At 27.3% G+C, this 13,385-nt stretch carries 15 protein-coding genes; 2 read left to right on the forward strand and 13 right to left on the reverse strand.

The genetic code is table 11. The annotated features are described in order from the left end of the window. Positions 1-5: 5 nt before the first annotated feature. From fabZ to ACUN06_RS06915, 8 genes are all read right to left on the reverse strand, one after another. Positions 6-422: a 3-hydroxyacyl-ACP dehydratase FabZ gene (gene fabZ, locus ACUN06_RS06880; RefSeq protein ID WP_291733595.1), complete on the reverse strand. Its 417-nt coding sequence runs from the start codon at positions 420-422 to the stop codon at positions 6-8. A gap of 34 nt (positions 423-456) precedes the next feature. Further along, the gene (accB, locus tag ACUN06_RS06885; RefSeq protein ID WP_291733598.1) at positions 457-933 is read right to left on the reverse strand and encodes an acetyl-CoA carboxylase biotin carboxyl carrier protein; all 477 of its coding nucleotides are present in this window, start codon (positions 931-933) and stop codon (positions 457-459) included. Between the two features lie 6 nt (positions 934-939). Beyond that, complete coding sequence (gene fabF / locus ACUN06_RS06890; protein ID WP_294160955.1) at positions 940-2,175, reverse strand: beta-ketoacyl-ACP synthase II; 1,236 nt, start codon at positions 2,173-2,175, stop codon at positions 940-942. Between the two features lie 14 nt (positions 2,176-2,189). Further along, positions 2,190-2,933: a 3-oxoacyl-[acyl-carrier-protein] reductase gene (gene fabG, locus ACUN06_RS06895; protein ID WP_291733605.1), complete on the reverse strand. Its 744-nt coding sequence runs from the start codon at positions 2,931-2,933 to the stop codon at positions 2,190-2,192. Beyond that, positions 2,927-3,877: an ACP S-malonyltransferase gene (gene fabD, locus ACUN06_RS06900; RefSeq protein ID WP_294160953.1), complete on the reverse strand. Its 951-nt coding sequence runs from the start codon at positions 3,875-3,877 to the stop codon at positions 2,927-2,929. The genes fabG and fabD overlap by 7 nt, the downstream gene beginning before the upstream one ends. 15 nt (positions 3,878-3,892) lie before the next feature. Continuing rightward, positions 3,893-4,825, reverse strand: coding sequence for an enoyl-[acyl-carrier-protein] reductase FabK (fabK, locus tag ACUN06_RS06905; protein ID WP_449389524.1), 933 nt, complete (start codon positions 4,823-4,825; stop codon positions 3,893-3,895). A gap of 17 nt (positions 4,826-4,842) precedes the next feature. Then, on the reverse strand, positions 4,843-5,073 hold the full coding sequence (gene acpP / locus ACUN06_RS06910) for an acyl carrier protein (protein ID WP_291733610.1): 231 nt from the start codon (positions 5,071-5,073) through the stop codon (positions 4,843-4,845). Between the two features lie 94 nt (positions 5,074-5,167). Beyond that, positions 5,168-6,148 carry a beta-ketoacyl-ACP synthase III gene (locus ACUN06_RS06915; RefSeq protein WP_291733616.1) on the reverse strand — a complete coding sequence of 327 codons (981 nt, stop codon included), beginning with the start codon at positions 6,146-6,148 and terminating at the stop codon, positions 5,168-5,170. A 598-nt stretch (positions 6,149-6,746) separates the two neighbouring features. Between ACUN06_RS06915 and greA the strand changes: the two genes are divergently transcribed. Then, a complete protein-coding gene (greA, locus tag ACUN06_RS06920) occupies positions 6,747-7,211 on the forward strand; it encodes a transcription elongation factor GreA (RefSeq protein WP_294127122.1) in 465 nt (154 codons plus the stop codon). Between the two features lie 108 nt (positions 7,212-7,319). On the opposite strand, the gene ACUN06_RS06925 is transcribed toward greA, so the two are convergent. Both ACUN06_RS06925 and ACUN06_RS06930 read right to left on the reverse strand, forming a co-directional pair. Continuing rightward, positions 7,320-8,096, reverse strand: coding sequence for a hypothetical protein (locus ACUN06_RS06925; RefSeq protein ID WP_449389525.1), 777 nt, complete (start codon positions 8,094-8,096; stop codon positions 7,320-7,322). A 94-nt stretch (positions 8,097-8,190) separates the two neighbouring features. Beyond that, the gene (locus tag ACUN06_RS06930; RefSeq protein WP_291735984.1) at positions 8,191-9,579 is read right to left on the reverse strand and encodes an MATE family efflux transporter; all 1,389 of its coding nucleotides are present in this window, start codon (positions 9,577-9,579) and stop codon (positions 8,191-8,193) included. 113 nt (positions 9,580-9,692) lie between these two features. On the opposite strand from ACUN06_RS06930, the gene dusA reads away from it, so the two are divergent. Beyond that, positions 9,693-10,727 carry a tRNA dihydrouridine(20/20a) synthase DusA gene (gene dusA, locus ACUN06_RS06935; RefSeq protein ID WP_449389526.1) on the forward strand — a complete coding sequence of 345 codons (1,035 nt, stop codon included), beginning with the start codon at positions 9,693-9,695 and terminating at the stop codon, positions 10,725-10,727. On the opposite strand, the gene ACUN06_RS06940 is transcribed toward dusA, so the two are convergent. From ACUN06_RS06940 to ACUN06_RS06950, 3 genes are all read right to left on the reverse strand, one after another. Next, positions 10,724-10,849 (reverse strand): hypothetical protein, encoded by a 126-nt coding sequence (locus tag ACUN06_RS06940; protein WP_412334773.1) that lies wholly within the window; start codon positions 10,847-10,849, stop codon positions 10,724-10,726. The two genes, dusA and ACUN06_RS06940, sit on opposite strands and share 4 nt — an antisense overlap. A gap of 113 nt (positions 10,850-10,962) precedes the next feature. Further along, entirely contained in the window at positions 10,963-11,412 is a 450-nt protein-coding gene (locus ACUN06_RS06945) for a hypothetical protein (protein WP_294160948.1), read from the reverse strand. Positions 11,413-11,677: 265 nt separating this feature from the next. Further along, entirely contained in the window at positions 11,678-13,378 is a 1,701-nt protein-coding gene (locus tag ACUN06_RS06950) for a molecular chaperone HscC (RefSeq protein WP_294367927.1), read from the reverse strand. Between the last annotated feature and the right edge of the window lie 7 nt (positions 13,379-13,385).

Here is a 13,385-nt window from a genome sequence, read left to right on the forward strand (position 1 = left end):
TTAATTTAACCTACCATGAAGGTTAATTCTCCTTCACAAACCTTTTTATCATCAACATAGGCTATTCCATAACCTAAACCAGCTCGTCCACGTAGTTTTGTAATCTCAACTTCTAATCTTAATATATCTCCAGGAATTACTTTTCTTCTGAACTTAGCTTTATCTATTCCAGCAAAATATGCAATTTTTCCTTTAAATTCATTTTTACTTAATATTGCTACAGCTCCAGTTTGAGCTAATGCTTCTATAATTAATACGCCTGGCATAACTGCTTCAGCAGGGAAATGACCCTGAAAATAATTTTCGTTAACTGTAACATTTTTTATTGCAACTATTTTATTTCCTTCCATACTAATTACTTTATCTATTAATAGAAAAGGATATCTATGAGGCAATATTTCCTTAATTTCATTAATATCCATATAACTATCTCCTTATTCTCTTAATTAACTATCATTAAATTATCTTAAATAACTCCATGCCAAATTCCACAATATCCTCATCTTCCCTTAAAACTTCTATAATTTTTCCATCTACTTCTGAAGTTATTTCATTCATTATTTTCATTGCTTCAATAATGCATAAAACATCACCTTTTTTTACATTACTTCCTACAGTTACATAGGAATCTCCTCCAGGTTTTGAAGAGGAATAATAAGTACCTACTAATGGTGATTTTATAATTGTAATATTTTCATCAAGAGTAGTTGCTTCATCATTAACTTCTGTAGTATTTAATTCAAAGGTTGTTTTATTAGATGATTGTAATGATGGTTCACTTAAAGAAACATCATTAATTAAATCATTAGTAGGTTTATTTTCATCATTTTTACTTAATTTTAATTTTATATCACTATCTTCTAATTCAAATACTCTTAATGATGAAGAATCTATTTCTTTAATTAAATCCTTAATTTGGTTATAGTCTAGCACTTTAAGCTACCTCCATTTTTTAAATATTAGAGTTGCATTATGACCACCAAAACCTAATGAATTAGACATAGAATATTTAATATCAACATTTTTACCTGTATTAACAACAAGATTTAAATTACACTCTGGGTCTGGGTTAAGGTAGTTTATTGTTGGTGGAACAAAGCTATCTTCTATTGCTTTTATTGATGCAATAGCTTCTATAGCTCCTGCTGCACCTAGTAAATGACCTGTCATAGATTTTGTAGAACTAACATATGGTTTCATAAAGTCATCACCAAAAGCCTTTTTTATTGCTAATGTTTCGACTTTGTCATTTATTTCAGTTGCTGTTCCATGTGCATTTATATAAGAAATTTCAGTACAATTAACGCTAGCATCAGCCATTGCATCTCTCATACATCTATAAGCTCCATTTCCATCTGGACATGGTGAAGTTATATGATAGGCATCACTTGTTGTACCATATCCTACTATTTCACAGTAAATTTTAGCTCCTCTTTTTAAGGCGCTTTCTAAATCCTCTAAAATTAACACTCCAGCACCTTCGCCCATAACAAAACCATTTCTATTTAAATCAAAAGGAATAGATGCTCTATTTCTATCTTCACTTTTACTTAATGCTGTTAGGGATTGAAATGATGAAATTCCAAATTCACAAATAGATGCTTCAGATCCACCAGCAAAAATAATATCAGAATAACCATCCTTAATATTTCTATAAGCTTCCCCTATACAATGTGTTGAAGAGGCACATGCAGAGGTAATGCTAAAAGAGCTTCCTAAAAGTCCAAATTTAATTGCAATTGCTCCAGATGCAATATTTGATATAGACATAGGTATTGTTAAAGGAGCAACTCTATTAGGGCCTTTATTTACTAAAGATCTGATTTGAGCTTCAATAGTAGACAATCCTCCTATACCAGAACCAACTAATACTCCAACTCTTTGCTTATTTATATTATCAAGATTAAGTTTACTATCAGCTAGAGCTTCTGTAGCTGCTACTATAGCAAATTGAGTATATCTATCCATTCTTTTAGATTCTTTTCTATCCATATATAAAGTTGGATTAAAGTCTTTAACTTCTCCAGCCATTTTAACTTTTAAATTTTCATGATTAAACAATGTTATTTCATCAATACCATTCTTAGATTCTTTAATTCCATTCCAATACTCTCCTACATTGTTTCCAATTGGTGTTATAGCACCAAGCCCTGTTACTACAACTCTTCTTTTCAAAGTTAGCCCCCCTTTTATGCCATTACCATCCCACCATCAACATTTATAACTTGACCAGTAATATAATCAGATAAATTTGATGATAAAAATAATACTAAATTAGCAACTTCTTTAGGATTACCTATCTTTTTCATAGGTATACTTTTTAAAATTTCCTCTTTAACCCTATCAGGTAATGATTTAGTCATATCTGTATCTATATATCCAGGGGCTACAACATTAATATTTATATTTCTAGATGCTAATTCTTTAGCTACTGATTTTGAAAAACCAATTACCCCTGCCTTAGATGCAGAATAATTACTTTGACCTGCATTTCCAATTAAGCCTACAACTGAAGATATATTTACTATTTTCCCATGTTTTTGCTTAAACATAACTTGGGATACAAATTTTGTAGTATTAAAAGTACCTTTTAAATTTACATTTAATACATCATCAAAATCCTGATCTTTCATTCTTAAAATTAAACCATCTTTAGTTATTCCAGCATTATTTACTAATATATCAATTGAACTAAAGTGGTTTTTTATTTCAGAAACAAAGTTTTCAACTTCGTTTGATTTACTTACATCACATTTTATAGCTAAAACGTCTGCACCAAATTCTTTAAGCGCATTAATTAATTCTACTATTTCATCATTATAGTTTCTATAATTAATAGCTATATTTGCTCCATTTTGTGCTAATGTTAATGCTATTTCTTTTCCAATGCCCCTTGTAGCACCAGTAACTATAACATTTTTCCCTTTTAACATTTAATTTCAACTCCTTCTAAAGTTTTATCAAGTGATTTTAAATCTTCAACATTAAAAATATTTAAGTTAGCTTTCTTATTTCTGCTTATTTCTTTTACAAAACTACTTAATGTTTTAGAAGGGCCAATTTCAATAAATGTATCTATACCTTCTTCAAGCATTTTTTCAATTGTCTTACTCCATTTAACTGATGATTTAACTTGTTTTTCTAAAAGTGAATTAATTTCATTTTTATCAGTAATAAAATCTCCAGTAACATTAGTAATAACCTTTAACTTTGGTTCATTGAATTTTATATCTTTTAAATACTCACCTAATTTTTTAGAAGCATTATTTAACATTGATGTGTGAAATGGACCAGAAACTTTTAAAGGTATTACTTTTCTAGCACCAGCTTCTGTTAATTTAACTTGTGCTAAATTTACAGCATCTTTTTCGCCACCAATTACTATTTGATTAGGTGTATTATAATTAGCAATTTCAACTGTTCCAGCATCAGATATGCTATTTAGTATTAACTTAATTTTATTTTCACCTAATCCTATAACTGCGGCCATTGCTCCAATACCTAGGGGAACTGCTTCTTGCATTATGTGACCTCTTTTTTTTACAAGCTTAAGAGCTGTATCAAAATCAATAGCTTCACTTGCAACTAAAGCGGAATATTCACCTAAACTTAATCCGGCAGTTATATCAGCTATAATTCCCCTTTCTTTTAAAATACTTAAGATTGCAATTGATGTAGTTAAAATTGCAGGTTGAGTATTTTCTGTAATATTCAACGCTTCCTTTTCACCATTAAAAATAAGATTTTTAATATCAAATCCTAATACTTCATTAGCTCTATCAAAAACATTTTTACAAACAGGATAAGCATCATACAGCTCTTTTCCCATTCCTACATATTGGGCTCCTTGACCTGAAAAAATAAAAGCTATTTTCATAAATCCTCCATTTATCTATGAGTTAAAGCTTACTTTAATGTCCTCATATTCATTAAACATTTCTTTAATTATTTCATTAACACTTTGTATTTTTGATACCATTCCAGAAATTTGACCTGCCATAAGTGAACCATTATCAGTATCACCTTCTATAACAGCTTTTCTTAAAGCACCTTTTCCTAGTTCATCTAGTTCTTTAATACTTACATGATTATCTTCAAGCTTTAAATATTCTTTAGCAAGTTTATTTTTAAGAACTTGAACTGGATGTCCAGTACATCTTCCAGTAACTACAGTATCAATATCTTTAGCTTTAATAACTGCATTTTTATAATTTTCATGTATTTGACATTCTTCTGAAGCTAAAAATCTTGTTCCAACTTGTACTGCACTTGCTCCAAGAATAAATGCAGCTGCTATTCCCCTTCCATCAGCGATACCGCCAGCACCTATAACAGGAATATTTACAGCATCAACAACTTGCGGTAATAAAACCATAGTTGTTAATTTACCAATATGCCCCCCAGATTCACATCCTTCAGCAATAACAGCATCAGCTCCACATCTTTCCATCCTTTTTGCTAAAGCAACTGAAGCTACAACAGGAATTACAATAATACCAGCATTCTTCCATTTATTTATATACTTACCAGGATTACCGGCACCTGTAGTTATTACTTTTACTCCTTCTTCAATAGCTATATCTGCAAGTTCATCTGCATTATCTGATAAAAGCATAATATTTAATCCAAATGGTTTATTAGTAAGCTTTTTTGTTTTTTTTATTTCATATCTAATATGGCTAGCAGGAGCATTAGCTCCTGCAATAATTCCTAAGCCACCTGCATTTGATACAGCAGCAGCTAATGTACTTTCGGAAACCCAAGCCATACCACCTTGAAAAATAGGATATTTAATACCTATAAGATTACATATATCCTTTTTCATAGCTATTACCTCCAATACTACTTAGCAACTGTTGAACTTTCAATAAATGAGACAGCATCTGCAACTGTTTTTATATTTTCAACATCTTCAACTTTTACGTTAAAAGCATCTTCAATTTCCATAATAACTTGGAATAAATCTAATGAATCTGCATCTAAATCTTCTACAAAGTTAGTTTCTAATTTTACATCTTCATCATTAACTCCTAATTGATCCACTACTATTTCCTTAATTTTCTCAAATATCATACATATTTCCTCCATAACTTAATTTTACTTTCAAAAATGTATTAAAATATATTATTATCAAAAAATTAACAATATAAATTAAAAAAAATATTGATTACCATTGAATAAGTAATCCACTCCAAGTAAGTCCACCACCAAAGGCTACTAAAATTATCTTATCTCCCTTTTTAATAAGCCCTTTTTCTATTGATTCACTTAAAACTATTGGAATACTTGCTGCTGATGTATTTCCATAATGTTCTAAGTTAATTAAAAACTTGTCCCTATTTAAATTTAGTTTCTTAGCAGCATCATCTATAATTCTTGAATTTGCTTGATGTGGAATAATATATTTTATATTTTCAATACTTTCGCCAGACTTCTTTAGTAATTCTTTAATAACCTTAGGTATTATAGAAATTGCAAATCTAAATACTTCTCTACCATCCATTTCAATAAATTGTTTTCTTTCTAAGTTTGAATTTGAAAATGGTGTACTAATAGAGAACTGATTTGCATTTAATGCTTTTAAGCCTTTATTTCCATCAGAGCCAAAATAAGTACTTATTATGCCAGATTCATCATTTGTTGTTATTTCTAATACTGCAGCACCAGCTCCATCTCCAAATAATATACATGTGTTACGATCAGTCCAATCTATTATTCTTGAAAGAACTTCACTACCAATTACTAAAGCCTTTTTTCCTTCTCCACATTTTAATAATGAATTGGCTATAATTGATGAGTATAAAAAGCCCGAACAAGCAGCGCTTATATCAAATGCTGAAGCATTTATGCATCCTAAAACACTTTGTACACTACATGCTGTTGAAGGCATAATTCTATCAGGTGATGTTGTAGCAACAATAATAATATCTATACTTTCAGGTATACATCCAGCCATTTTTAATGCATTTTTTGCAGCGTTAACTGCTAAATCAACAGTCCCTTCACCAGTAGAAATTCTTCTTTCAGATATGCCTGTTCTTTTTATTATCCACTCATGTGATGTATCTACAATTGAAGATAACTGATAGTTTGTTACGATATTTTCAGGACAATAATGCCCTATTCCTAAAAACTTTACTAAACCCATCTTAACACCTTTGTTTTTAAATATAATTATTTGATAATCAAATTAAAATATTAAAAAATATATTAATTTTTAATTTATATTCATAATGAATAATAAGTTAATATCATCTTTTATAACTAAAAAATAATTTCGAATAAATATTTATGTGAAATATAACTTCCTCTAAATAGTAAAATTTTCACTCCTCCCCCAAATATTTTGACTATCAAACATCTTTATAATAATTCTACTTTTAAAATTTGTCAATATTTTTTTAAAATTTTAACTTTTTTATAAAAAATTACTTGTATTTGTAAAAGATTTCATAACAAAATATAAAAAGTTCTATGATGTACATTAATAAACTGACAGATGGACTTACGTTGAATATCGATAAACTACACGTTATAAAATTTATTTTAATATTTAATTTTTTTATATAATTATATTATAAATATAGAAATATTTGTTTAGAAGATTTTTATTTATACAAAAATATGATGTTTTTTTAATTTAATTAGAATTATTAAACAAATTATCATTAATTTATTCCAATAATATATTTCATTTGATATAATAAACATTTATAATAATACTATTTTAGGAGGGAGATTTTTATATGAAAAAGATATTAACAGAATCAAATATTAAAAAACTTCAAGAAGAATTAGAGTATAGAATGACTGTAAGAAGGGCTGAGATAGCTAAAGAAAAATTAATAGCAGCAGCACATGGAGATAGATCAGAAAATGCTGAATATAAAGCAGCTTGTGAAGAATATAGAGAAAATGATAATAGAATTCAACATTTATTAACGCTAATTACAACTTCAACAGTAATTGAAGATGAGAGAATGGATAAGTCTGTTATTGGTATTAATACTAAAGCTAAAATTAAGTTTATAGATGATGATTTTGAAGATATAGTTACAATTGTAACTACCTTAGATGCTAAACCTGAAGATATGTTAATTAGTATTGAATCAGATTTAGGAAAAGCTTTAGCAGGAAAAAGAGCTGGTGATGTTGTTGAAGTTATGGCTCCAGGGGAAAGCTATAAGGTTGAAATACTCGAAATATTATAAAAGATATATGGGGCTGTCGCACTAAAATTTTTATACACAATATATTGTTTTAAAAAATAAAAATCAACACAATATATTGTAGTATTTATTCTTAATGCCACATCCCCATTAAGCTAACTCTATTTCATTTAAAATAGGAAATTCATATTCATCAAATTCTGTTTCTTTAAAAATAGAAATTACTTCATCAAAATTATCAATTAAATTTACTCTATTATGACTTAGTATAGATTCTAATGAAGAATTCTCCCATTCTATCCATCTTATGTAGTTATCTCTTTCTTTCCTATATTTCTTAAATTCATCATTATTTATAAGAGAATCAGTAATTTCATCGCATATAAAGAAATTACAAACATAAGTTCTAAATTTTTCGTTTAAGCTACATCCTTTGCCTTCAATTACAAAAGGACATGTTCTAAAAAACATAGAAACATCATTTATAACACGAGGTTTATGTAAATTTTTCTTTGCTGCTAAATCATATTTATTATATTCTTCATATAGTAAATATTCTTCTTGTTCTGAAATTATAGCATTTCGTACTTCTTGTATATCTTCAGCACTTGCATAGTTTAAAGGACTTGTACAAGAATCATCGATATATTTATCATAACTATCCTTATCAAATGAACCTACTGCATGTATATAATAATTATATATTTTTACATTAGGCAATTTTAGTATCATATTTAAAGTTTCTATTCCCTCTGTTGTTCTCACCATTTTTTGGATATCATATAAAGTAAATTTTGGGAAATACCAACAACATCCTCTATTTTTTATTTTACATAAGCTTTTTCCAAAAATACTACTACATTTATAACATGAAGTACAGCCAAATTGTGGCGTACCATCAGTATCTTTTAAAAATATTTTATCCATTGGTATCCTCTCCTCTATATTAAAGAAATTTTATGAAAATATTATATCATTTAAATAACTAAATAAAAATAAAAAATACCCATTTGGATATTTTTTATTTATTAAAATCTATACAGCTTTCATCAGAAATTTCATACATGGCTTTTCTAAATTGTATATAAAATAATATTGCTGTTGTTGTTACAGCTATGAAATCAGCAACTGGTTCAGCCATAAATACTGCTTTAGTTTTATTTTCCATTAATAAAGGCATTATATAAATTAAAGGAATTAATAATATTACTTTTCTTAATAGTGCTAAAAATAAAGAAGTTTTTGCATTTCCTAAAGCTATAAATGATTGTTGACAAGCTATTTGTATTCCAAATATGCCTGAAAGTGCCATATAAATCCTTAATGCATGAGCTGTAAATTCTAAAAGCTCTGGATCATTATTAAAAATTAAAACAAATGATTTTGGTGTTAGCATTGCTAAGGACCATAAAATAATAGAATAACTTAAACATGATATAAGTAAGATTTTAAATGCTTTTTTTACACGTTCAGGCTTTCTTGCACCATAGTTATAACTTAATATAGGTTGTCCACCCTGAGTTAATCCAGTAAGAGGTAAAAGTGAAAATTGCATTACACTTGTTAATATTGTCATAGCACCAACAGCGATATCTCCCCCGTATCTTAATAATGATGAATTAAAGCATACAGCTATTATACTTTCTGTTGATTGCATTATAAATGGTGCTAAACCTAATGCAATTGATGGAAGTACAATACTTTTTGATAGTATTAAATTTTTTCTTTTTATTTTTAAAGTTGTTTTTTTACCAGTTAAGAAAATTATAATCCAAATCATTGATAGTGATTGAGATAATATAGTAGCTAAGGCAGCACCTGAAACTCCCATATTGAATCCAAAAATTAAAATTGGATCTAATATAATATTACAAACTGCTCCAATCAATACAGTCATCATACTTACTTTTGCAAATCCCTGTGCACTAATAAATGCATTTAATCCAAGAGTTAATTGTACAAAAATTGTTCCAATACTATAAATTTTCATATAGCTAACTGCATAATCTATAGTATTTTCACTTGCTCCAAAGGCTAATAATAAATCTTTAGAAAAACAGAAAAAAGTAATTGTAAGTATAAGAGAAATTATTACTAATAGGGAAAATGAATTTCCTAATGTTTTTTCAGCATTATCCTTTTCTCCTTTTCCTAAAAATATAGATGCTCTAGGTGCAGATCCCATGCTTACTAATGCAGCAAATGCAGATATAAGCATAATAAGTGGTAAACATACACCAACTCCAGTAAGTGCTAATTTACCAACTTTAGCTATATGTCCTATATACATTCTATCAACTAAGTTATAAAGTAAATTAATTATTTGTGCAGCAATTGCAGGCATGGCTAATTTAAATAGCAATTTACCTACACTTAGGGTTCCTAATTCTTCAGTTTGATTTTGTTGCATAAAAATTCTCCTTTAAATTAAAATTGACAAATAAATAACATTGACATAAAATATTGTACACCTAAAAAAGATATTTTTAAATTAATTTCTTAAGTTAGAAAGGATACAAAAAAATGGAAAAATATACTTCAAATATAATAACACCTAAAATAAGCATTGCACCTATGGTAGATAAATCACATAGACATTTTAGATATTTTTGTAGATTAATGAACAAAGATATACTTTTATATACTGAAATGGTAACTGCACAAGCAATTATAAATAGTGACTTAGATAAAATTCTTTACTTTAGAGAAGATGAGGGAAATGTTGCTTTGCAAATAGCAGCAAGCAATCCTGAAGATGCTTATAAGGCTGTTAAATTAGCAGATTCTTATAATTACTCAGAAATTAACTTAAATTGTGGATGCCCATCTGATAGAGTTTCTGGAAATTTGATGGGTGCATCATTAATGTCAAATAAAAATTTAGTATATGAAATTTTAATGGCAATGAAAGAAGCAACTAATAAGCCAGTTACTATTAAACATAGAATTGGGATTGATGGAACTGATGTAATTCAAGATAATAATGCTAAGATTATAATGAATGGATATGATGATTTATTAGAATTTTTAAATACAATTTCTAAAGCAAAACCTGATAGGTATACAGTACATGCTCGTTCAGCAATTTTAAAGGGATTAAGCCCTAAGGATAATAGAGAAATACCACCACTTGATTATGAAATGGTTTATAAACTAAAAAAAGATTTTAATTATTTAAATATTGAAATTAACGGTGGATTTAAAACACTAAAATCAATTAGTAAAGCTCTTGAAAATGTAGATGGAGTTATGATAGGAAGGGCTTCATATGAAGATTGCTACTTATTAGCTAATTTAAATAAATTAAATGATGAAAATAGTAAAGTTATTTCACGTGGAGAAATTATTAAATCATATATACCATATGTACAAGAAGAACTTGAAAAAGGAAGTAATGTCCATATGTTGGCATCACCTCTTCATAGTTTGCTTCAAGGTCAAACTGGAAGCAGAAAATATAAACAACTTTTATCATCTGCAAATGTAAAAAAAGATACTTTAGTACAAATATTAAATGAAATTTTAGAAACAATGCCACAAGATATTCTTTGGAATTAATTTATTTGATATGTATAAAATGCTTTATGAATAGCTTGTTTAACTTTTGGAGTTATATCAGTTATTCCATTAAGATATTCTAATAATGTTCCATCTATATCAAAAAATATAGCTTTATTCATATAATAAACTCTCCACTATTTTATTCACTTTTATTTTATATTATAGGGATAATTATGTAAATGTAAATAAAAACTGCATAAATATTAAAAATAATAATTTATACAGTTTTTATTTATATTCCAAATATAGGCTGACTAATATCTCTATAATATATTCCTATTGCAGCAATTACAGAGTAAAATGCCCCTATTGTTTTTAAAATATTTGAAGTATTTATATCCATATTAGGTTGTAATGAATAAGTAATTTCACCATTCATTTTCTTTTCATATACATGATTAAATCTTATAAATGCTATTTGTGTATATATTAATCTAGTGAGAAAAAGAAGTATAGCTGATTGTAATGTTGGTATATCTGGATTATCAGAATAATTTGTATCATTATATCTACTATATATTAATTCTATACTTTCTATAGTTGCTATATAAGAAAGAATATCAGAGATTATACAAATGATATCTGCATTTTTTTGAATTCCTAATAAATACAATTCTTCTTCATCCTCTTGAGTTATAGAATTTTCTTTGGAATTATTTTCGAATTTATTGTATTCACTCAAAGATACCCTCCAATTAATATTATATACTTTAATATATTTATAATAAAAAATAATGTACCTAGTGATATGAAAATTCTACAGTATAATTATATACATTATTTTTTATTATTTAATCATATTTAAATATTTCACTTTCTCCACAAACATCAATTTCTATAATATTTTTACTTTGAATAAAATAATTTAATGTATATTTCAAGCTCTCTAAGTCAATAACACCTTGGTCCTAAGTCAAATCAATTATTTTCATTAATATAATAAAATATCAGTAACATTTTATACTATTTGAAATAGCTTCAAACTTTTCTTTTATTTCCTTTGCAGCTAAACTTATATCATTTTTATCTTGATTATCTAATAAGGATTCAAACTTCCTAAGATAAAACTCTACTTCTTTTCTTAAATTACCTACAGTTTCTTCATATAAACTTTCTCCCATTGAAAGAATAAGTTTATTTTCTGCTTGTTCTCTTGGTGGTATTTTAAGATAGGATAATTCTTTAAAGCGCTTTTCAATTTCTTCATCACTCATATAATTATCATCTTTTTTTATAACTAACCTTTTCTTTAATTGAGTTGAAACTACTGTTACTTCAACTTCTAAAATAGAATTAATATCATAAGTGTAAGTTACATCTACTGATTCATTTCCCGCTTTATTTAAAGGAATGGGAATATTAATTTCACCTAATAAAAGATTATTTTTAGAAAATCTACTTTCTCCTTGTAAAATTTCTATTTTTATTGAAGGTTGGTTATCATATATAGTATATAATCGTTCAGTTCTGCTAACAGGAACAACTGTATTTCTTTCTATAATTGGACAAAAATGTCCTTCTTCATAATAATTTTTTTCTTTTTGAATAGAAATATTTGTTCCTAAAGTATAAGGACATACATCTGTTAAGACAATATCTTTTATTAGTTTATTTCGCTCTTTCATTGCTGCTTGAATAGCAGCACCAACTACTACAGTTTCATCAGGGTTTATTGAGGTATTAGGTAATCTGCCAAATAATTTACTAACAAAATTACGAATTATCGGTAGCCTTGTTGCTCCACCAACTAGCAAAATCTCATCAATTTCTTTTGTTTTAATTTCTGAATCTTTTAAAGCCCTTTCTATTGGTTTTCTAATTTTAGTTAATAATAATTGGCAACATTTTTCATATTCACTTATAGAAACTTCATATTTTAATAGAGCATTATTAATATTACATTTTATAGTAACAACTTTTTGGGTAGAAAATTCTATTTTTGCTTTTTCACAATTTTTCTTTATTATTGCAAGTGTTTTAGAGTCCAAATCATTAATATCTAATTTATTGTGATTTAAAAACATATTTACTAAAATATCAGTAAAGTCCTCGCCACCAAGATAATTATCGCCTGATACTGCACGTACTTCCATTATATTTTTATATATTTCTAAAATTGATACATCAAGAGTTCCTCCACCTAAATCAAATACTAAAAATTTAGTATTATTTTTTTTATTATGCAACCCATAAGCAATGGCCGCAGCTGTAGGCTCATTTACAATTCGTTCAACTTTTAAGCCGGCAAGTTTTCCAGCTCTTTCTGTTGCTTTTCGTTGTTTATCATTAAAATAAGCTGGAACACTTATTATTGCTTCTTCAACTTTTTTACCTAAATAAATTTCAGCATCTTCTTTTAAGGATTTTATAACAAAAGATGATAAGTCTTCAGCTGTAAATTTTAACCCATTTAAGATAAACTCTTTATCACTACCCATACTTCTTTTAAAAGCAGCCTTTGTACACTCAGGATGAGCAATTATTCTTTCTTTTGCTTCTTTACCAACCAATAATTCTTTATCATTATTTATACTGATAACTGATGGAGTAAGATTTTCACCAAATTTATTTGGAATTATTATTGGTCCATTTTCACCAAAAAAAGATACTAAGCTATTTGTTGTTCCAAGGTCAATTCCTATTATCATATAAATT

The sequence above is a fragment of the Clostridium sp. ETTB3 genome, from assembly GCF_053571985.1.